Below are 19,931 nucleotides of genomic sequence, written 5' to 3' on the forward strand. Positions count from 1 at the left end.
ACAGGTTTGAGCAGTTTTTTATCCACACTGCGATGGCATTGTGGTTTAATGGCACGTAAAACAAAAGCTGGCAGCAGCCAGATTCAGACGGAAAGGTTCATTAATGAGCTGGATTGAAAAGATTCTAAACAAAAGCAAAATTATACAAACTCGTAAGGCAAGCATACCTGAAGGAGTTTGGACAAAATGCGACAGTTGCAGTCAGGTACTTTATCGTGCTGAATTAGAGCGTAACCTTGAAGTGTGTCCAAAATGCGACCACCATATGCGTATTTCAGCCCGTAAGAGATTGCATTCATTTTTGGATGAAGGTACTGGCACGGAATTAGGCAGTGAGCTGGAACCCAAAGATATCCTGAAATTCCGCGATACCAAAAAATATAAAGATCGCTTAGTTGCAGCCCAGAAGCAGACACAAGAAAAAGATGCACTCATCGTCATGAAAGGTAAGCTGCATGATATGCCAGTTGTGGCCGGTGCTTTTGAGTTCAATTTTATGGCTGGCTCAATGGGGTCTGTGGTTGGTGCTCGTTTTGTGCGTGCTGTTGAACAGGCTCTGGAAGATAACTGTCCATTTATCTGTTTTGCCACCAGTGGTGGGGCACGTATGCAGGAAGCGTTGATGTCACTGATGCAGATGGCAAAAACCAGTGCTGCGCTGGCAAAAATGCAGCATCGTGGTTTGCCTTATATCTGTGTGTTGACCCACCCAACAATGGGTGGGGTAACGGCAAGTCTGGGGATGCTGGGTGATATCAATATCGCTGAGCCTAAAGCACTGATTGGCTTTGCGGGACCTCGTGTTATCGAGCAGACTGTGCGTGAAAAACTACCTGAAGGTTTCCAGCGCAGTGAATTCCTGTTGGAGAAAGGTGCGATTGATATGATCGTGCGTCGTCCAGACATGCGCGATAAGGTCGCCAGTTTGCTTGCCATGTTGACCCACAAACCCCATCCGGGCACAAAAGCAGAGCCAGTAGAAGCAATCGTTGTTGATTCTGCCGATGTCGAAGCTGATATAAACATCAATCCTGATAAAGAAGATGTCTGATATTTCACAAATTCCTCAAGCCACGTCGCCACTGATGACGTGGCTTTCCTATCTGGGAAACCTGCATACCAAAGCCATTGATATGGGGCTTGAACGAGTGGGTAAACTGGGTCGCCAGTTAGGCTTATTGAACCCGGCGCCAAAAGTTATCACGGTATCAGGTACCAATGGCAAGGGAACCACCTGCCATAGTCTGGAATCTATCTTTCTGGCCGCGGGGCTTAAAGTCGGCGTGTATAGTTCCCCGCACTTAGTACGCTATACCGAAAGGGTGCGTATTCAGGGGAAAGAACCCGCGGAACAAGACTTTTGCCGTGTATTTGCAGCGATCGAAGCTCAGCGTGGCGACATTTCATTAACCTATTTTGAATATGGGACGCTGGCTGCATTACAGCTTTTCAAAGAAGCTGATCTAGATGTTGTGATTTTGGAAGTTGGGCTGGGTGGCCGTTTGGATGCTACCAATATCGTTGATGCCGATATTGCCGCAATCACCAGTATTGCACTGGATCATACAGATTGGTTGGGTGCAGATCGCGAACACATTGGTCGTGAAAAAGCGGGCATTTTCCGCCGTGGACATTTTGCGGTGGTGGGTGAATATGATATGCCTCACTCAATTGCTGACGTTGCGGATGAATTGGGTGCGAAGCTCTTTCGTCGTGGCGTTGATTGGCATTTCTCACAGAATGAAAATAGCTGGAACTGGCTAAGCGGCAATCAGCAATTCAATGAATTACCTTTACCTAATTTACCGTTGGCAAATGCTGCGACTGCAATGGGGGTGATTCATTGCTTGTTGCAGCAAGATGACAAAATCAGCCGAGCCATTGATGAACAGGCGATCTGTGCAGGATTAAGAAATGCGCAATTACCAGGGCGTTTCCAAATTATCAGGGAAAATCCATTAGTCATTTTGGATGTGGCTCATAATCCACATGCTGCGGGCTATCTAGTGCAAAAACTGGCAGAACTGCCTCGCTTACCAAACAGTAAGATTCGTGGTGTCGTTGGCATGCTGGGAGATAAAGACATAGCAGGTACACTTGCTTGCCTTTCTCAACAGATTGATGAGTGGTATTGCGCATCGTTGCATGAACTGAGGGGAGCAGAAGCCGAAGAACTATCTGGACATCTTGTGCAGGCGCGGACTCGGACATTCTCCGAAGTCAAAACAGCCTGGCATCAGGCAATGGAAGATGCATCGGTGCAAGATATTATCGTAGTTTGTGGCTCTTTCCACACTGTCGCACATGTTATGGAAGTTCTGGAGGAGGATAAGGAAAGTGGCCAGTAAATTCCAAAATCGCTTGGTTGGTGCCATTGTTCTTGTTGCATTGGGCGTCATTGTCCTGCCTATGATTTTTGATGGCGATAAGAAATATAACGAAGATCAATTTGCTTCGATTCCTTTGGTGCCAAAACCTGGCGATGAAGAAGATGTTGACTCGATCCCACCATTGACACAAAATATGCCATCTACACCGCCTGAAGGCGCTGCACAAGCAATGCAATCACAGGAACAAGAGCCCGATATAGATATGCTGTCTCGGCCATCGCTTTCAGAGCCAATAACAACACCTTCTGTCACTGTTACTCAAAATCCTAAAACAGCAGTGGAACCTGAGTCATCTTCTCAACAGAAAGCGGAAACTCAGCCACAGGTTAAACCTGAACCTCGCGTTGAAAGCAAACCAGAAACTAAACCTAAACCGAAGCCAGCAGAGCAAGCGCCTCAGGCAACGGCATATGTTGTTCAGCTTGGCGCATTAAAAAATGCGGATAAGGTTGACGAAATAGTGGCAAGGCTGCGTCTTTCTGGGCACCAGACATATACAGTTCCTTCTTCTCCGGTACAGGGACAGTTAACCCGAATCTATGTAGGACCAAATGCATCAAGGCAGGCATTGGAATCTATTTTGTTCGAATTAAAGGAACTTACGGGATTACAAGGGCAGATCAAAAATTATAAGCCATAATCTGATTTGCACCGCAAATGCTGTTTGTTTAGCTGTCGAAAATTATTTTCAGTAGAGAGATGAATCTACTACGCAAACGTTTTCGTTTTCTGTTAGAATGCGCCCGACCTGAATGTCGGGAGCCTGTTTTTGGATTAAAATATGGTCTGGATTGATTATACGATCATTGCCATCATTGGTTTTTCGGCACTGGTTAGCTTGATTCGTGGTTTTGTTCGCGAAGCGCTTTCCCTGATAACGTGGGGCTGTGCTTTCTTTGTTGCAAGCCATTTCTATACTTATCTGGCGGTTTATTTTACCCGCCTTGAGGATGAACTGGTGCGCGATGGGGTAGCGATTGCTATCTTATTTATTGCAACACTGATTGTTGGCGCAGTAGTAAACTATGTCATTGGTTCACTTGTTCAGCGAACGGGCCTGTCAGGCACTGATCGGGTTCTGGGGATCTGCTTTGGCACCTTGCGTGGTGTCTTGGTGGTGTCTGCTATTTTGTTTATTGCAGACTCTTTCACGCCACTGCCCAAAAGTCAGGATTGGCAACAATCGCAACTGATCCCACAGTTTAGTCAAATTATCAGGTGGTTTTTTGACTACCTACAAAGTGCGTCGAGTTTCCTGCCGGAGAGATAACGCTCTCCGCTTGGCTGATGAGGAAAGGCTACATGTGCGGTATTGTCGGTATCGTCGGTTTTACACCGGTTAACCAGTCGATTTATGATGCATTGACGGTGCTTCAGCACCGTGGACAAGATGCAGCAGGTATTGCAACTATTGATGGTAACAATGGGTTTCGTTTACGTAAGGCCAATGGTTTGGTCAAGGATGTGTTTGAAACGCGGCACATGTTACGTTTACAGGGAACCGTCGGCATTGGGCATGTCCGTTATCCTACGGCGGGCAGTTCCAGTGCATCTGAAGCGCAGCCCTTTTATGTGAATTCTCCTTTTGGTATCACGTTGGCACATAACGGCAATCTGACAAACGCACATGAATTGAAAAAAATGCTGTTTGAAAATGCCCGTCGTCATGTCAACACAACCTCAGATTCTGAAATTCTACTGAATATTTTTGCCAATGAATTAGCCCAATTTCCCCATTTCCCCTTAGAGCCTGATGATATTTTCTCGGCAGTTTCAAAAATGCACAGAAAAATTCGTGGAGCTTACGCTTGTATTGCCATGATTATTGGGCATGGGGTGGTGGCTTTTCGTGATCCACATGGCATTCGCCCTCTGGTGTTGGGAAAGAAAACACTGGAAGATGGTCGCAATGAATACATGGTGGCATCGGAAAGTGTGGCGCTGGATACATTGGGTTTTGAGTTCCTGCGTGATGTGGCTTCTGGGGAAGCAATTTATATCACTGAAAATGGGCAACTGTTTACTCGCCAGTGCGCAGAAAATCCGTCATTAACACCTTGTTTGTTTGAATTTGTCTATTTCGCTCGCCCTGATTCCTTTATTGACAAGGTTTCGGTATATAACGCCCGGTTACGGATGGGGCGGAAATTGGGGGAGAAAATTGCCCGTGAATGGGAAGACTTACATATTGATGTCGTTATTCCCGTACCGGAAACCTCGTGTGATATCGCTCTGGAAATCGCCCATATTCTGGATAAGCCCTATCGCCAGGGGTTTGTTAAAAACCGTTATGTAGGGCGTACCTTTATCATGCCTGGTCAGCAAGAGCGACGTAAATCCGTTCGTCGTAAACTGAATGCTAATCGCGCTGAATTCCGGGGTAAAAATGTCTTGCTGGTGGATGATTCCATTGTGCGTGGAACCACTTCTGAACAGATTGTTGAACTGGCGCGTGAAGCGGGAGCCAAGAAAGTCTATTTTGCTTCGGCGGCACCGGAAGTTCGCTTCCCGAATGTTTATGGTATTGATATGCCGAATGCCAATGAACTGATTGCCCATGGCCGAGAAGTGGATGAAATTCGTCAGATCATTGGTGCTGATGCGCTGATATACCAAAACCTCCACGATCTTGTTCAGGCGGTCAGGGAAGAAAATCCTGACATTGAAAAATTCGAATGCTCCGTATTCGATGGTATCTATGTCACGAAAGACATTGACCAGTGTTACCTCGACTATCTGGAAAACCTGCGCAAAGATGATGCCATGAAAGTGCGTGGTCAGAGTGAAATAGAGAATCTGGAAATATATAATGAAGGATAATATTATTATCATATAGTTATAGCCAAAATCCCAGAGGGAAATATGAAGAAGTTGATTGTCGGGCTGACCGGAGCGAGTGGTGCGATTTATGGTGTCAGGTTGCTGCAAATTTTGCGGCCAATAGAAGGCATTGAAACGCATTTAGTGATCAGTCAATCAGCCCGGCTGACTCTGGCATTGGAGACGGACTATACGTTGCGAGAGGTACACGCTTTAGCAGATATTGTACATGACAATCGTGATCTTGCCGCATCCATTTCCTCTGGTTCTTTTAAGACATCGGGTATGGTGATTTTGCCTTGCTCCATAAAAACCCTGTCAGGCATTGTGCATAGTTACACTGACGGTTTAATTACCCGTGCCGCAGACGTTGTTTTGAAAGAGAAGCGCAAGCTGGTGTTGGGGGTGAGAGAAACCCCCTTGCACTTAGGGCATTTGAGATTAATGACGCAGGCAGCGGAAATTGGGGCGGTGCTCATGCCACCTGTTCCGGCATTTTATCACCGTCCTGAACATATTCAGGATATCATCGACCAGACGGTTAACCGTGTGCTTGATCAATTTGATATTGACTTGCCAGAAGATCTGTTTAGCCGTTGGCAGGGCCTCAAGCCCATTGAGTGTAGCATTTAATTGAATCAATATGCTGTTGTGAATAAGCCACAACAGCATATTGTTGATGACCTTATTCTTATTCAGAATGTATCAGATTAGCAAACATTGTCTTTTTCCTTCATTACATTTTGCAAAGCTTCTTCCAGTTGAAAATAACGGAAACCAAATCCAGCTTCTTCCAGTTTTTTGGGGATAGCTTGTTGACCACCTAAGACTAACTCTGCGGCTTCTCCCATCATTACTTTTAACACAAATGCAGGAATGCGTATAAATGCAGGGCGATGTAATACAGAGGCGAGTGTGGCACTAAACAGCTCATTATGAACCGGGTAAGGAGATGTCATATTAAAGGGGCCATATAACTCAGGTGATATCAGCAGGTAATAAATCCCATTGACCATGTCGTCAATGTGTATCCATGGCATATATTGCTTGCCATTGCCGATTGCTCCCCCTAAACCCAACCGGAACAGTGGCAACATTTTTTGCAGTGCGCCCCCTTTGGGAGCCAAGACAATGCCTGTACGTAACAGGCATACACGGGTTTTATCACTTTGGGTTTGTAGGGCAAGTTGCTCCCAGCGTTCACAAAGCTGATGGGCAAATTCATTGTGAGGGAGATCGTTTTCGGTAACGACTGATTGTCCTTGATCGCCATAATAGCCAACGGCTGAACCGGAAATAAATACAGATGGCGGAGAATCACTAGCTTTGATTAGCTTACTCAATTGTTCAGTGATCTGCCAGCGGCTTTGACAAAGTTTCTCTTTTTGTTTCGGTGTCCATCGCTTATTGATAATAGGCTCGCCAGCAAGATTGATAACAGCATCAAAGCCATTAAGATCGTGTTGGTCATTTAGTGTTGTCCAACATTCAACACGATCAGAAAACAGTGAATACACCTTTTGTGGTGAACGACTTAAAATGGTGATGGAATGGGAGAGAGAAATCAACTGACAGGTTAAGCGATGACCAATTAACCCTGTTCCCCCCGTAATTAAGATACGCATAGCCACCCCCTGTAACAAAAGATAATTGTGTATTGACTATAACAAGGGATGACTTAAGTGGCAGCGAAATAGATTGCTTGTGTCGCAGGGCGTTGGCTGATCTTATCCAGCCATTTAGCTACCGCCGGATAATTCTGTAGGTTGATTTTTTGGTGTTCATAGCATCTCGCCCACGGATAAGTGGCAATATCTGCAATGCTGTATTCGTTTCCGCCGAGATAAGCCGTTTTTTCCAGTTGGGTATTTAGCACCTTGTATAAGCGTTTTGATTCTTCCACATAGCGATTAATGGCATAAGGTACCACTTCTGGAGCGTAGTGGTTGAAATGGTGATTTTGACCGAGCATTGGGCCAAAGCCGGCAACTTGCCAAAACAGCCATTGCAGTTGTTCGGTACGTTCACGCCAGTCTTTGCTTAATAGCTGGCCTGTTTTGTTTGCCAGATAAAGTAAAATGGCCCCTGATTCGAAGATAGAGACAGGCTCTCCTCCATCGGTGGGTTGATGATCGACAATAGCCGGGATCTTGTTATTGGGTGAAACGGCGAGAAATTCAGGTTTGAACTGTTCACCCGTGCTGATATTGATGGGGTAGATGGTGTAAGGAATGCCGACTTCTTCAAGAAAAAGAGTGATTTTATAGCCATTTGGAGTTGGGGCATAGTATAGATCTATCATATAACCTCCAGCGATAATAACTTTCTGAAAAATGTAACGATGTTACCTTACCATCGTTTGTTTATAAATGTTATAAATTTACTGCAAAAAGTAACATGCGACTCATTGATAAAAGGTTTTTAGAATGATGCAAGAAAAATCAGCCAATATTGAATGGATTGACATCGTCAATGAAGGAAATGAAGTCATTGCGCAATCGACTCGTCAGCAGATGAGAGCGCAAAATTTGAGGCATCGTGCTACTTATATTGTTGTACATGATGGGATGGGCAAAATTCTGGTTCAGCATCGTACAGAAACGAAAGACTTTTATCCGGGAAAATTGGATGCAACGGCAGGCGGTGTTGTGATGGCGGGAGAAACTTTGCTTGAGTCTGCGCGGCGGGAAGCCGAAGAAGAGCTGGGAATTGCAGGTGTTCCTTTTGCCGAACATGGGGTTTTTTATTATGAAGAGAACACTTGCCGTATATGGGGTGGTTTGTTCAGTTGTGTCAGTCATGGGCCATTTGCATTGCAGGAAGAAGAAGTCGCCGCAGTTTATTGGTTAACGCCACAAGAGATCACGGCGCGTTGTGATGAATTCACTCAGGATTCACTGAAAGCGCTCTCTTTATGGTTAGCACGTAACAATCAAGTGGAGTAGTTTATCAGGGGGATGTCTATTTACAAAACATACCCCTTTTTTATTGCATGCTTTGTTATTTTATGAAAATTAATAAATATCTAATTTGGTATTCCACTATTATTAATTAAGTTTCCCCAGAAAGAATTTAAAATGATAACCATCTATTTTTTCAAACCGTATGTGGGGTGGTTTAGTTGTATCATAAGTAATTATTTCAAGGCCGTGATCATCATGTTTAAAATAGACAGCGCCTTGAGTGACCGGAATATTTTTCTGATCAAATACAACAACGAATGCTACATACTGTAGACCATCTTTGGGAATTAACCCGACTATTTCATAGTCTCCATTTGAATAGCAATCTACGGGATTGGGAATTTTATAGGTTTGAATATGAGCTCTGAATATTTGATCAACGCCAGATTCATTAATCAATTTTACCGCGAGTAAATCACGGTTTGCGGGTGATACAATAAATTTTGATAATCCTTGAATATCGCTGATGTCTGGTTGGCTTGTATCCCATTCACGGTAAATTTGCCCTGCTTGACTATCATTGCCATGTCGCCAAGCGAATACGATCGAATTTGTTCCAATTTTAACGGAACGAAACTTATCATTTAATGGAGTACCAATTAAATTAACTTCCTGACTATTTTCTGAATATGCATAAATATCCCCGCTATAATTCTTTTCAGTATAGAATATAGCGCCATGAATTAATTTATCTTTAGACATAATGAATTTTTTCCTTATGTTTGATAACTGAGGTGAATAACTAGAATAAAGGAGTGGATTTATATGTCAAGGTGAGGGGTAGCTCTTATGTTGAATCTGGTTTTTAAAAATTATTTATTTAGTTTTGTATTGTTTTTGATTAATAAATAACACTGTTTAAATTTGTAATGTTTATTTTTGTTTTGTTTTTATCACTATTTTTTATTTTGATTTCCTGAGATAAAAAACTTCGCTATTTTCAACGAAGTTTTTTAGTGAATAAGGCAGCCATTAGCTGCCAGAAATTTATGAGATTATATTTACACCCGCTATGGCCGATGCTAACCCTTGAACGAAAGGTTGACGCATAATGGTGATGTGATTACCGGATAAAGTTTCAGAGATAACTTTTCCAGCCACCAGTGTTTGCCATCCATCAATAATGCTTTCGGTTTGGCCTTCATAATCTTGGCTATCGCTAGCCAGAAACAGATGGAGTGTTCCGGGATAGCGTTCTTGCGGCTGATAAGTTGCCAAATAGTGCATTTTGAAGACGCGTAAATGAGCCGAGATTTCCTTAGATTCAAGTTGAGGAGGCAAGAGTTTCTCTTCAATGAGACGAAGTCGCAAGTTATCGAGTTGCGCTTCTTCTGTCATGGATTGAAATTCTTCTTCGGTAAAGTTTTCCTCTGTTCCCTCTAATGCAGCAAACGCATTGCCAAACTCGGCCAGCCAGCGGCTATGAGACCATTCTGACTCGATCTTTTGGGTTACGCCCTCCAGAGGGGATTCGCTATCGACTAAAGCCAGTAAGCCAATGCTTTCACCCTGTTGGAGGAGTTGTCGAGCCATTTCGAATGCGAGCCAGCCTCCGAAAGAGTGTCCACCTAAGTAATAAGGGCCAGTTGGTTGAACTTTCTTAAGATCATCGATCATAACACTGGCTATTGCTTCAAGGCTGTTCATCTCAAGGTATAGTGGGGGATCGTTGCGTCCATCTAACTCTGGTAATTGCATACCCCAAACGGAATAAGCACCTTCCAATGCTGTCGCCAATTCCCGTAAATAGAGCACATGCCCTCCGGCGCCGGGAGCAAAGAACAGCGGTGTTGCTTTGAGGTTTCGTGACAGGCCGACCATAGAACCTACATAGATATTATCTCGATCTTCAATGGCGCGGGCTTGTTCTTTGATTGTGGTAAACGTCATCAAGCTCGCCATCATATTCTGCTGAAGCCCTAGCTTTTCTATTGCTAAAGAGCAGGCTTTCAAAATAAGCAGTGAATGTCCTCCTAACTCAAAGAAGTGGTCATGACGGCTGATACGTTCTAATCCGAGCAGATCTTGCCAGATTTGAGCCAGTGTTATTTCAACCTCACCTTGAGGAGCTTCATAATCACGGGCTACGATGGCAGATTGATCGGGAGCAGGGAATGCCTGACGGTCGATTTTACCATTAGAGGTCAGTGGAAAAGTGTCAAGGATTACAAATGCACCGGGCAGCATATACTCGGCAAGATGTTGAGCAAGTTGCTGACGCAGTTCACTGGGAACCAAGTTGACACCGGATTTAGGCTGAATATATGCGACAAGACGTTTATCATCAGGTGTTATTTCCCGAACCAGAACAATGGCTTCCTGCACTCCTTGGCATTGCGCCAGACGAGTTTCTATTTCACCCAATTCAATGCGGAAGCCACGGATCTTAACCTGAAAGTCATTGCGCCCTAAATATTCAATCGCCCCATTGGGCAACCAACGGCCCAGATCGCCAGTTTTGTACATGCGGGCATCGGGCTGTTCGCTAAACGGATCAGCCACAAATTTTTCTGCTGTCAGATCGGGACGGTTGAGATAGCCACGAGCCACACCCGCGCCGGCAATATGGATTTCGCCGCTGACACTAATGGGAACCGGCCGTCCGTGTGTATCCAGAATATAAATACGGGTATTGGGCAGCGGATAACCAATCGGGATAACGTCAGTCAATTCAGGCGAATCTTGACTGTTATCATTGAGGGTAAAGGTGGTGGCAATCACCGTGGTTTCGGTGGGACCATAAGAGTTAATCCAGCGGCAGGAGTGCGTTTCTGGTATAGATTGCCAACTCAGCAAATGGCGTAGTTCCGCTTTCTCACCACCGACGATGACTGTATGCAGGTATTGGCCGAAACCACTGCGTCCTGCCATCATCTCTTGTACCCATTGATGCCAGAAGGCGGTGGGCATATCCATGATGGTGATTTGCTGCTCGTTTAGCAGATCGACAAATTCTGCATCCGGTACGCGGATATGCGCAGGACGCAGAACCAGCGTTGCGCCCGATGCCAGGGTGGGGAAAATATCGGATACCGAGGTATCAAAAGCGATGGTCGCAAATTGCAGGATACGATCGCCCAATTGTGGTTCACTGGTCTGGTGCTGGGCATGGATAAAGTTCACCACATTACGGTGCTCCAGCATCACCCCTTTGGGCTGTCCGGTGGAGCCGGAAGTATAGATGATATAAGCCAGATGATGTGGTTGAAGTTGAACATCAGGATTATGTATTGGTTGTTGTGCCACGTTATTTCGCTGGGATTCATCATCCAGCAACCAGACAGGCATGTCTGATATTGGCAACAGCCCCTGTAAATGTTGCTGAGTCAGCAATAACACAGGTTTGCTGTCCGACAACTGGTAGGCCAAACGTTCAGCCGGATATTCCGGGTCGAGCGGAATATAGCCGGCCCCCGCTTTAAGGATAGCGTACAGGCCAATAATCAACTCCAGGCTGCGGTCAACACAAATCGCGATGCGATCATCGGGGCGTACGCCCGCTGCAATCAGTAGGTGAGCCAGTTGGTTGGCATGGCGGTTCAGTGCCGCATAACTCAATTCGCTTGCGCCAAAGACCAACGCAATGGCATCCGGTGTGTGCGCTGCCTGTTGTTCGAACAGTTGATGGATTAGGGTGTCTTGCGGATATTCAACCGCGGTATTGTTAAATGTTTCCAACAGTTGGGTACGTTCGGCCAGTGGCAAAATATCGATAGTGTGGATAGGTTGTTCAGGTGCAGATTGCAGTGCAGTCACAATGCCCTGTAACGTCGTGTTCATATAGGCATTAATTCGAGCCGGATTAATTTGCTGGCTGCATTGTGCCGTGAGTGCAAATCCATCGTCAAAATCGTCTATATCCAGTGACAAGGGGTAGTTGCTGCGCTCTTCACTCTCTGTCTCGCCGATGCCTTCCCAGGCGATTGAGACCACTTGTTCCTCGTCACGTGGGCTATGACGGAAATTAAGCAGGCTGTTAAACAGCGGCAATGAGGCCGGCACACTGCTGCACCGCTGGGCAATCGCCAGCGGGGTCTGTTCATGATCCAGCAATTCGCTCAGGCGCTGGTAGGTTTCCTGTACCGCCTGTTTTACGGTACGGGCCTGTAATTGGATACGGATTGGCAGGGTATTGATAAACATCCCCAGTACCTGCGAAGCACCCATGCCACCCTGTAACCGACCCAATAACACAGTCCCGAATACCACATCTTCACGACCGCCACATTGTGCCAGCACCTGCGCCCAGGCTACATGGAACAGCACGGCAGCGCTGATACCCAATTGACGGGCGCAATCCCGAATCTGTTGTGCCAGTTCATCATCCAGTGTGACGATATCTTCTACGATTTTATCGTGCTTATCGCGGCTGTTTCTCTGCACATCCAGTAACCCAAACGGCAGGGTCGGTTCTTCCACGTCGCCTAATAACTGCTGGAAATAAGCCTGATGCTCTTCAATCGGCACCTGACGGGTTTGGGCGATAAAATTGCGGTAAGGCAATGGGGCGGGCAGGTGCGCTTCTTCCCCCTGCATCAGTGCCTGCACTTCGCTGAAAATGATTTCCAGTGACAGATGGTCACACACCAGATGATGGTGCAGCAAACTTAGCCACCACCGTTCGGTGTCAGGATCCTGGGCTATATAAGCGGCCAATAAAGGGGCACGGGTAATATCTAACCGTATGTTGTCGGGATCAGTCAGGCGCCGTAGTTGAGTTTCAGCACTTTCTCCCGCTGATAACGTCAGTTCCGTTATCGGCAGTGGCGCATGACGGTAGACCACTTGTACGGGGATCGGAAGTTCCTGCCAGTGGAAGGCACTACGTTGAATATCGTGCCGATCAATCACCCGCTGCAACGCCTGCAAGAAATTCTCCAGCCGTGGCCGGTGGTCAAAGTGCATCAAAATATTTTCCAGATAGGTGTCGCCGGTTTCTGCCAGTAAATGATGGAACAGGATACCTTCCTGCAAGGGGCCAAGCGGGTAAATATCCTGAACATTGGCGACACCGCCCGGAACATGGTCAATAATATGGTCAATTTGGGTCTGGGTTAATGTCACCAGTGGCAGCATAGCCGGCGTAATGTGCGGACTGTCTTCGCGGATCAGATTGGGCGGAATAGCTGGGATTTCTGCATCTTGCTGCTGATATAAGCGGGCGCTCATGGCTGCCAGAGTGGGGGCAGAGAAGACCGCGCTGACCTCCAGAGAAAGCCCTTGCTGACGTAACTGTTCGATCAGACTGACGACCAGCAGGGAATGGCCGCCCAGTTCGAAGAAGTTGTCATGGCGCCCGACCTGTTCCAGTTCCAGAATCGATTGCCAGACTGCCGCCAGTTTCTGTTCGGTTTCGCCTTGTGGTACTTCGTACTCACGGCTGACGATAGCATGCCGATCCGGCGCAGGCAGTGCGTTGCGATCCAGTTTGCCATTGGCGGATATCGGGAAAGCATCCAGCATAACAAAGGCACTAGGCAGCATATATTCCAGCAGGTGGGTACTGAGTTGTTCTCGCAAATCAGCCGGTTTTAGGTTGATGCCGGTTTCCGGGATCAGATAAGCAACCAAACGCTTATCACCGGTTTCTTCTTCACGGGCGATCACTACAGCATCGCTGACGCCTTCGCAAGCCACCAGTTGGGTTTCAATTTCCCCCAATTCAATGCGGAAACCGCGTAGCTTGACCTGAAAGTCATTGCGTCCTAAATATTCAATCATACCGTTGGGTAGCCAGCGCCCCAGATCGCCGGTTTTATACATACGCGCGTCTGGCTGCTCGCTAAACGGGTCTGCTACAAACTTTTCCACGGTTAGATCGGGGCGATTGAGATAGCCACGGGCTACGCCTGCGCCGGCAATATGGATTTCGCCGCTGACACCAATAGGAACCGGCCGGCCGTGCGTATCCAGAATATAAATACGGGTATTGGGTAGCGGATAACCAATCGGGATAACACCGTTAAGGTGCGATGAATTTTGATGATCCAATGTCAGCGTGGTGGCAATCACCGTGGTTTCCGTGGGGCCATACGAGTTAATCCAGCGGCAGGATTGGGTTTCCGGGCTGGCTAGCCAATCGATTAAATGGCGGTACTCCGCTTTTTCACCACCCACAATAAGGGTGTGCAGATACGGGCTAAAGCCACTGCGTCCTGCCATCATCTCCTGTACCCAGTGGTGCCAGAAGGCAGTGGGCATATCCATAATGGTGATCTTCTGTTCACGCAAGAAAGTAACAAAAGTGCTATCCGGTATCCGAATATGGGGCGGGCGCAGAACCAGCGTTGCACCGGCGGCCAGGGTGGGGAAAATATCGGATACCGAGGTATCAAAGGCGATGGTTGCAAATTGCAGGATACGATCCCCTAATTGTGGTTCACTGGTTTGATGCTGGGCATGGACAAAGTTCACCACATTACGGTGCTCCAGCATCACCCCTTTGGGCTGTCCGGTGGAGCCGGAAGTATAGATAATATAGGCCAGATGATGAGGCTTAAATTGCACATCAGGATTATGGGTTGGTTGTTGTGCCACCTTATTTCGCTGGGTTTCATCGTCCAGCAACCAGACGGGCAGGTCTGCTGATGGTAAAAAATTCTGCAAATGTTGTTGCGTCAGTAATAATGCCGGCTGGCTGTCCGACAGTTGATAAGCCAGTCGTTCGGTCGGGTATTCCGGATCGAGCGGAACATAGCCGGCTCCCGCTTTAAGAATAGCGTACAGACCAATAATCAAATCCAGACTGCGCTCAACACAAATCGCGATGCGATCATCGGGGCGTACACCCTCGGCAATCAGTTGGTGAGCCAGTTGGTTGGCATGGCGGTTCAGTGCCGCATAACTCAGTTCGTGTTCACCAAATACCAGCGCAATGGCATCCGGTGTACGCCCTGCCTGTTGTTCAAACAGTTGGTGGATTAAGGTGTTTTGCGGATATTCAATATCAGTATTATTAAATGCTTCCAGTAATTGGGTGCGCTCAGTCAGTGACAGAATGTCGATTGACTCAATGGCTTGCTCAGGTGCAGATTGCAGCGCTGCCACAATGCCTTCTAGCGCCGTATTCATATAGGCATTAATACGAGCCGGATTAATTTGCTGGCTGCATTGTGCCGTGAGCGCAAATCCGTCATCAAAATCATCCACATCCAGTGACAAGGGGTAATTACTGCGCTCTTCACCCTCTAGCTCGTCAATGCCTTCCCAGGCGATTGAAGCCACCTGTTCATCTTCCCCTGGGCTATGGCGGAAATTAAGCAGGCTGTTAAACAGCGGTAATGGTGCCTGAATGCTACTGCAACGTTGGGCGACAGCCAGAGGTGCCTGCTCATGTTCCAGCAGTGCGGTTAACTGCTGATAAGTTTCCTGCACCGCTTGCTTAACGGTACGTGCCTGTAACTTAACGCGAATAGGTAAGGTATTAATAAACATCCCCAGCACTTCGGATGCGCCAATCCCACCTTGTAACCGCCCCAACAGAACGGTGCCGAATACGACATCATTGCGTCCACTGCATCGCGCCAGAACTTGTGCCCAAGCCACATGAAACAGTACGGCGGCACTCATACCCAATTGACGGGCGCAATCACGGAGACTTTGGGCTAGTTTGCTATCCAGAGTGAGAACGTTTTCTTCTATCTCATTGAGACTGCCACCTTGTACATCAAGCAACCCAAATGGCAAGGTGGGTTCTTCCACATCTCCCAATAATTCGCGGAAATAGTTTTGGTGAACTTCCAACGGCACGTTGCGGATCTGCGCGATAAAGTTTCGGTAAGGCAGTGGCATTGGTAAATTTTCACTTTCCCCCAAAAGCAAGGTTTGTATTTCACTGAATATCATATCCAGTGATATGTGATCACAAACTAAGTGGTGATACAGCAAGGAGAGTAGCCATTGATCGGAAGCGGGATCTTTGGCTATATGAGCAGCTAACAGTGGTGCTTTGGTTATATCCATCCGTATTGCACGGGGATCAGTAAGGCGGCGTAGCTGGGTTTCTGGGGATTCCTCTGCCGATAGCGTGAGTTTAATAATTGGCAACGGTGCATGACGATAGACGATTTGTACTGGTTTAAGAAGCTCTTTCCAGTAAACGGCGCTGCGCAGAATATCGTGTCGGTCAATCACCCGCTGCAACGCCTGCAAGAAACTCTCCAACCGCGTCCGGCTGTCGAAAATCATCAAATGGTTGTCCAGATAGAGATCACCTTCGGTTTCCAGCAAATGCTGGAACAGGATACCTTCTTGTAATGGCCCCAATGGATAAATATCCTGAATGTTGGGAATTCCCCCTGTTACATGGGAAACAATCTGATCTATCTGATCTTGAGTTAATTCCACCAGTGGCAGCATATCTGGTGTAATGACCGAGCTGTCTTCTTTAATCAGGTTAGGCGGGACGTTCTGTAGGGTTGTTTTCTGAGTGTTATTGTGACGGATTAGGGTGCTCATAGCCGTCAGAGTAGGGGCAGAGAAGACCGCGTTGACATCCAGAGACAGGTCGTGGAGACGTAGTTGCTCAATCAAATTGACCACGAGCAGAGAATGGCCGCCGAGTTCAAAGAAATTGTCTTGTCGCCCGACTTGTCCCACATTGAGCAGGGATTGCCAGATTGCCGCCAGCGTTATTTCAACCTCACCTTGTGGCACTTCGTATTCACGGCTGACGATGGCACTGCAATCCAGTGCCGGCAGGGCTTTGCGATCCAGTTTACCGTTAGCGGACATCGGGAATGCGTCCAGAATAACAAAGGCACTGGGTAGCATATGTTCCATCAATCGGGTGCTCAGTTGCTTACGTAATTCAGCCGGACTGAGTGTCATACCAGTTTTTGGGATCACATAGGCGATTAAACGCTTGTCACCGGTTTCTTCTTCACGGGCGATCACCACGGCATCACTGACACCTTCGCAAGCCGCCAGTTGCGCTTCAATTTCGCCTAATTCAATGCGGAAACCGCGTAGCTTGACCTGAAAATCATTGCGCCCTAAATATTCAATTGTGCCATTGGGTCGCCAGCGCCCCAGATCGCCGGTTTTATACATACGCGCATCGGGCTGGGGGCTAAACGGATCTGCCACAAATTTCTCCGCGGTTAAATCCGGGCGATTGAGATAGCCACGGGCTACGCCTGCGCCGGCAATATGAATTTCACCACTGACACCAATAGGAACCGGCTGACCATGTGTATCCAGAATATAAATACGGGTATTGGGCAGCGGATAACCAATCGGAATAACACCGTTGAGGTGCGATGAATTTTGATGATCCAATGTCAGTGTAGTGGCAATCACCGTGGTTTCGGTGGGGCCATACGAGTTAATCCAGCGGCAGGATTGGGTTTCAGGGTGAGACAACCAATGGATTAAATGGCGGTACTCCGCTTTTTCACCGCCCACAATAAGGGTGTGCAGATACGGGCTAAAGCCACTGCGTCCTGCCATCATTTCCTGTACCCAGTGGTGCCAGAAGGCGGTGGGCATATCCATAATGGTGATCTTCTGCTCACGCAGGAAGGTGACAAAAGTGGTATCCGGTATCCGAATATGGGGCGGACGCAGAACCAGTGTTGCTCCCGATGCCAGAGTGGGGAAAATATCGGATACCGAGGTATCAAACGCGATGGTCGCAAATTGCAGGATACGATCCCCCAATTGTGGTTTGCTGGTCTGGTGCTGGGCATGGATAAAGTTCACCACATTACGGTGTTCCAGCATCACGCCTTTGGGCTGACCGGTGGAGCCGGAAGTATAGATAATATAAGCCAAATGGTGCGGATTAAGCCCTGATTGGTTGGCATCAGGATTATGGGCTGGATGTTTTGCCACGCTATCCCGATTGTGTTGATCATCCAGCAACCAAACAGGGGTATTCTGTATTGGCAAGCGAGCCTGTAGATGCTGTTGAGTCAGCAATAACACCGGCTGGCTGTCCGACAGTTGATAAGCCAGACGTTCGGCCGGGTATTCTGGGTCGAGCGGAATATAGCCGGCCCCCGCTTTAAGGATAGCGTACAGACCAATGATCATATCCAGACTGCGGTCAGCACAGATTGCCACGCGATCATCGGGACGAACACCAGAAGCGATCAAATAATGCGCCAATTGGTTGGCGTGGTGGTTTAGTTCTGCATAACTCAGTTGGCTATCACCAAACACTAACGCCGTGGTGTCAGGGGTTTGTTCCACTTGTTGTTCAAACAGTTGATGGATCAATAACGTTTGTGGGTATGGGAAGGCGGTATCATTGAAATTGTCTAACACTTGAGTGCGTTGGTGTGGTTGCAATAGTGGTAAACTTTCCACCGGTTGCGAATCATCTTTAACCATCGCGGTCAGCAGGGTTTGCAGGTAACTGGCGATACGTTCAACACTGGTATGGTCAAACAGATCACTGGAATATTCCAGGCCACCCACTAAGCCATTTTCAGTATCATTTATCGAGAGGGACAGATCGAAATGCGAGCTGTTTTCGGCCAGATTGATTTCACTAATAGTGATATCCGGCAATGCTATATTTTGCTGTCCAGGGGTATTATCCACTGACATCATAACCTGAAAAATCGGGCTATGACTGAGACTACGTGGCGGTTTTAGTACCTCGACCAACTGTTCGAATGGCAGATCTTGATGTGCGTAGGCGTTCAGTGCATGGGCCTTAACTCTGGCTAGTAGAGCGCTGACCGTTGGATTGTCATCTATTTGAATTCGCAAAGCCAGTGTGTTAACAAAAAATCCAATCAACGGCTCTAATTCGCTGTATTGGCGATTAGCGACAGGTGTGCCAATCACCAGATCTTTCTGCCCACTAAGACGGGAAAGCAAAGTAATCCATCCTGCCATCAGGGTCATGAATAACGTTGTCCCGTGACGCTGGCTAAGGCTTCTTAATCCGCCACTCAATTCCGGTGACAGAGTGATATCAACATACCCTCCGGCATAACTTTGTTTCTCTGGGCGTGGCCTGTCTGCTGGCAGTTCTAAAAGTGCAGGCGCACCCTGTAACGTATCGCGCCAGAAATTCACCTGTTTTTCCAGAACCTCTCCCTGTAGCCACTCTCTTTGCCAAAGGGCATAGTCAGCATATTGGAGTGTCAAAGCAGGCAGGGGATCACCTTGTCCTTCGCTGAACGCATGATAAAGCGTGGAAAGCTCCTGCATCAGGATATTAAGAGACCAACCATCGGAAATAATATGATGCTGGGTTAATAGCAGGATATGTTCATTTTCAGCCAGCCGCAACAGGCGCCCCCTGATTAGGGGGCCTTGTGCAAAGTCAAATGGTTGGCTGGTTTCACGCTGGATTGTCTCTTCGATGATAATTTGTTGCTTTTGCGCAGGCAGATGGCTGAGATCTTCCACTGCCAAAGGGAAGCCACTATCTGGTTTTCCAATAAATTGCAAGGCTTGGCTCTCGACCATTTTGATAGTCGTACGCAGAATTTCATGACGGGCAACAATTCTGTTGAGTGCGTCTTGCAGGGCATCTAAATTCAGGTAACCTTGCAGACGCAGACCACCCGGAATGTGGTATGCCGTTTGTGCTGCTGGATCTAACTGCGTCAAGAGCCATAAGCGTTGCTGTGCCCAGGATAGGGGAAGCATTTGCTGATCAGCATTTCTCGGTATAATTTGCCTTTTTTCTCCGATCTGCTTGTTTTCCCCAATTTGACTGTTTTCAATGCGTTCTTTAATTTTTTTCTGGAGTACCGCTTGTCTTAATTCAAGTAGGCTTAGTTCTTTATTACTCATT

At 47.2% G+C, this 19,931-nt stretch carries 11 protein-coding genes; 7 read left to right on the top strand and 4 right to left on the bottom strand.

What is annotated here, in order from left to right; translation table 11 throughout:
- Nucleotides 1–103 precede the first annotated feature (103 nt).
- The 6 genes from accD (at nucleotide 104) to ACE1SE_RS12705 (ending at nucleotide 5,843) form a co-directional block, all read left to right on the top strand.
- The gene (accD, locus tag ACE1SE_RS12680; RefSeq protein WP_374051205.1) at nucleotides 104–1,051 is read left to right on the top strand and encodes an acetyl-CoA carboxylase, carboxyltransferase subunit beta; all 948 of its coding nucleotides are present in this window, start codon (nucleotides 104–106) and stop codon (nucleotides 1,049–1,051) included.
- A complete protein-coding gene (gene folC, locus ACE1SE_RS12685) occupies nucleotides 1,044–2,348 on the top strand; it encodes a bifunctional tetrahydrofolate synthase/dihydrofolate synthase (RefSeq protein WP_374051206.1) in 1,305 nt (434 codons plus the stop codon). Before accD ends, folC begins: the two co-directional genes overlap by 8 nt.
- Nucleotides 2,338–3,030, top strand: coding sequence for a cell division protein DedD (gene dedD, locus ACE1SE_RS12690; RefSeq protein WP_374051207.1), 693 nt, complete (start codon nucleotides 2,338–2,340; stop codon nucleotides 3,028–3,030). Before folC ends, dedD begins: the two co-directional genes overlap by 11 nt.
- Before the next feature lie 141 nt (nucleotides 3,031–3,171).
- Nucleotides 3,172–3,660 (top strand): colicin V production protein, encoded by a 489-nt coding sequence (cvpA, locus tag ACE1SE_RS12695; protein ID WP_374051208.1) that lies wholly within the window; start codon nucleotides 3,172–3,174, stop codon nucleotides 3,658–3,660.
- A 32-nt stretch (nucleotides 3,661–3,692) separates the two neighbouring features.
- The gene (gene purF / locus ACE1SE_RS12700; RefSeq protein WP_374051209.1) at nucleotides 3,693–5,210 is read left to right on the top strand and encodes an amidophosphoribosyltransferase; all 1,518 of its coding nucleotides are present in this window, start codon (nucleotides 3,693–3,695) and stop codon (nucleotides 5,208–5,210) included.
- A 42-nt stretch (nucleotides 5,211–5,252) separates the two neighbouring features.
- Nucleotides 5,253–5,843, top strand: a complete 591-nt coding sequence (locus ACE1SE_RS12705; RefSeq protein ID WP_374051210.1) for a UbiX family flavin prenyltransferase — start codon at nucleotides 5,253–5,255, stop codon at nucleotides 5,841–5,843.
- Between the two features lie 77 nt (nucleotides 5,844–5,920).
- On the opposite strand, the gene ACE1SE_RS12710 is transcribed toward ACE1SE_RS12705, so the two are convergent.
- Both ACE1SE_RS12710 and ACE1SE_RS12715 read right to left on the bottom strand, forming a co-directional pair.
- Nucleotides 5,921–6,835: a TIGR01777 family oxidoreductase gene (locus tag ACE1SE_RS12710; RefSeq protein ID WP_374051211.1), complete on the bottom strand. Its 915-nt coding sequence runs from the start codon at nucleotides 6,833–6,835 to the stop codon at nucleotides 5,921–5,923.
- A 53-nt stretch (nucleotides 6,836–6,888) separates the two neighbouring features.
- Nucleotides 6,889–7,512 carry a glutathione binding-like protein gene (locus ACE1SE_RS12715; protein WP_374051212.1) on the bottom strand — a complete coding sequence of 208 codons (624 nt, stop codon included), beginning with the start codon at nucleotides 7,510–7,512 and terminating at the stop codon, nucleotides 6,889–6,891.
- Between the two features lie 124 nt (nucleotides 7,513–7,636).
- Between ACE1SE_RS12715 and yfcD the strand changes: the two genes are divergently transcribed.
- Nucleotides 7,637–8,155 carry an NUDIX hydrolase YfcD gene (yfcD, locus tag ACE1SE_RS12720; protein ID WP_074018563.1) on the top strand — a complete coding sequence of 173 codons (519 nt, stop codon included), beginning with the start codon at nucleotides 7,637–7,639 and terminating at the stop codon, nucleotides 8,153–8,155.
- Between the two features lie 102 nt (nucleotides 8,156–8,257).
- On the opposite strand, the gene ACE1SE_RS12725 is transcribed toward yfcD, so the two are convergent.
- On the bottom strand, nucleotides 8,258–8,875 hold the full coding sequence (locus tag ACE1SE_RS12725; RefSeq protein ID WP_374051213.1) for a beta/gamma crystallin domain-containing protein: 618 nt from the start codon (nucleotides 8,873–8,875) through the stop codon (nucleotides 8,258–8,260).
- A 285-nt stretch (nucleotides 8,876–9,160) separates the two neighbouring features.
- The gene (locus ACE1SE_RS12730) at nucleotides 9,161–19,930 is read right to left on the bottom strand and encodes a non-ribosomal peptide synthetase (protein WP_374051214.1); all 10,770 of its coding nucleotides are present in this window, start codon (nucleotides 19,928–19,930) and stop codon (nucleotides 9,161–9,163) included.
- Between the last annotated feature and the right edge of the window lies 1 nt (nucleotide 19,931).

It is taken from the genome of Xenorhabdus taiwanensis, from assembly GCF_036512875.1.
GTDB lineage: Bacteria > Pseudomonadota > Gammaproteobacteria > Enterobacterales > Enterobacteriaceae > Xenorhabdus > Xenorhabdus taiwanensis.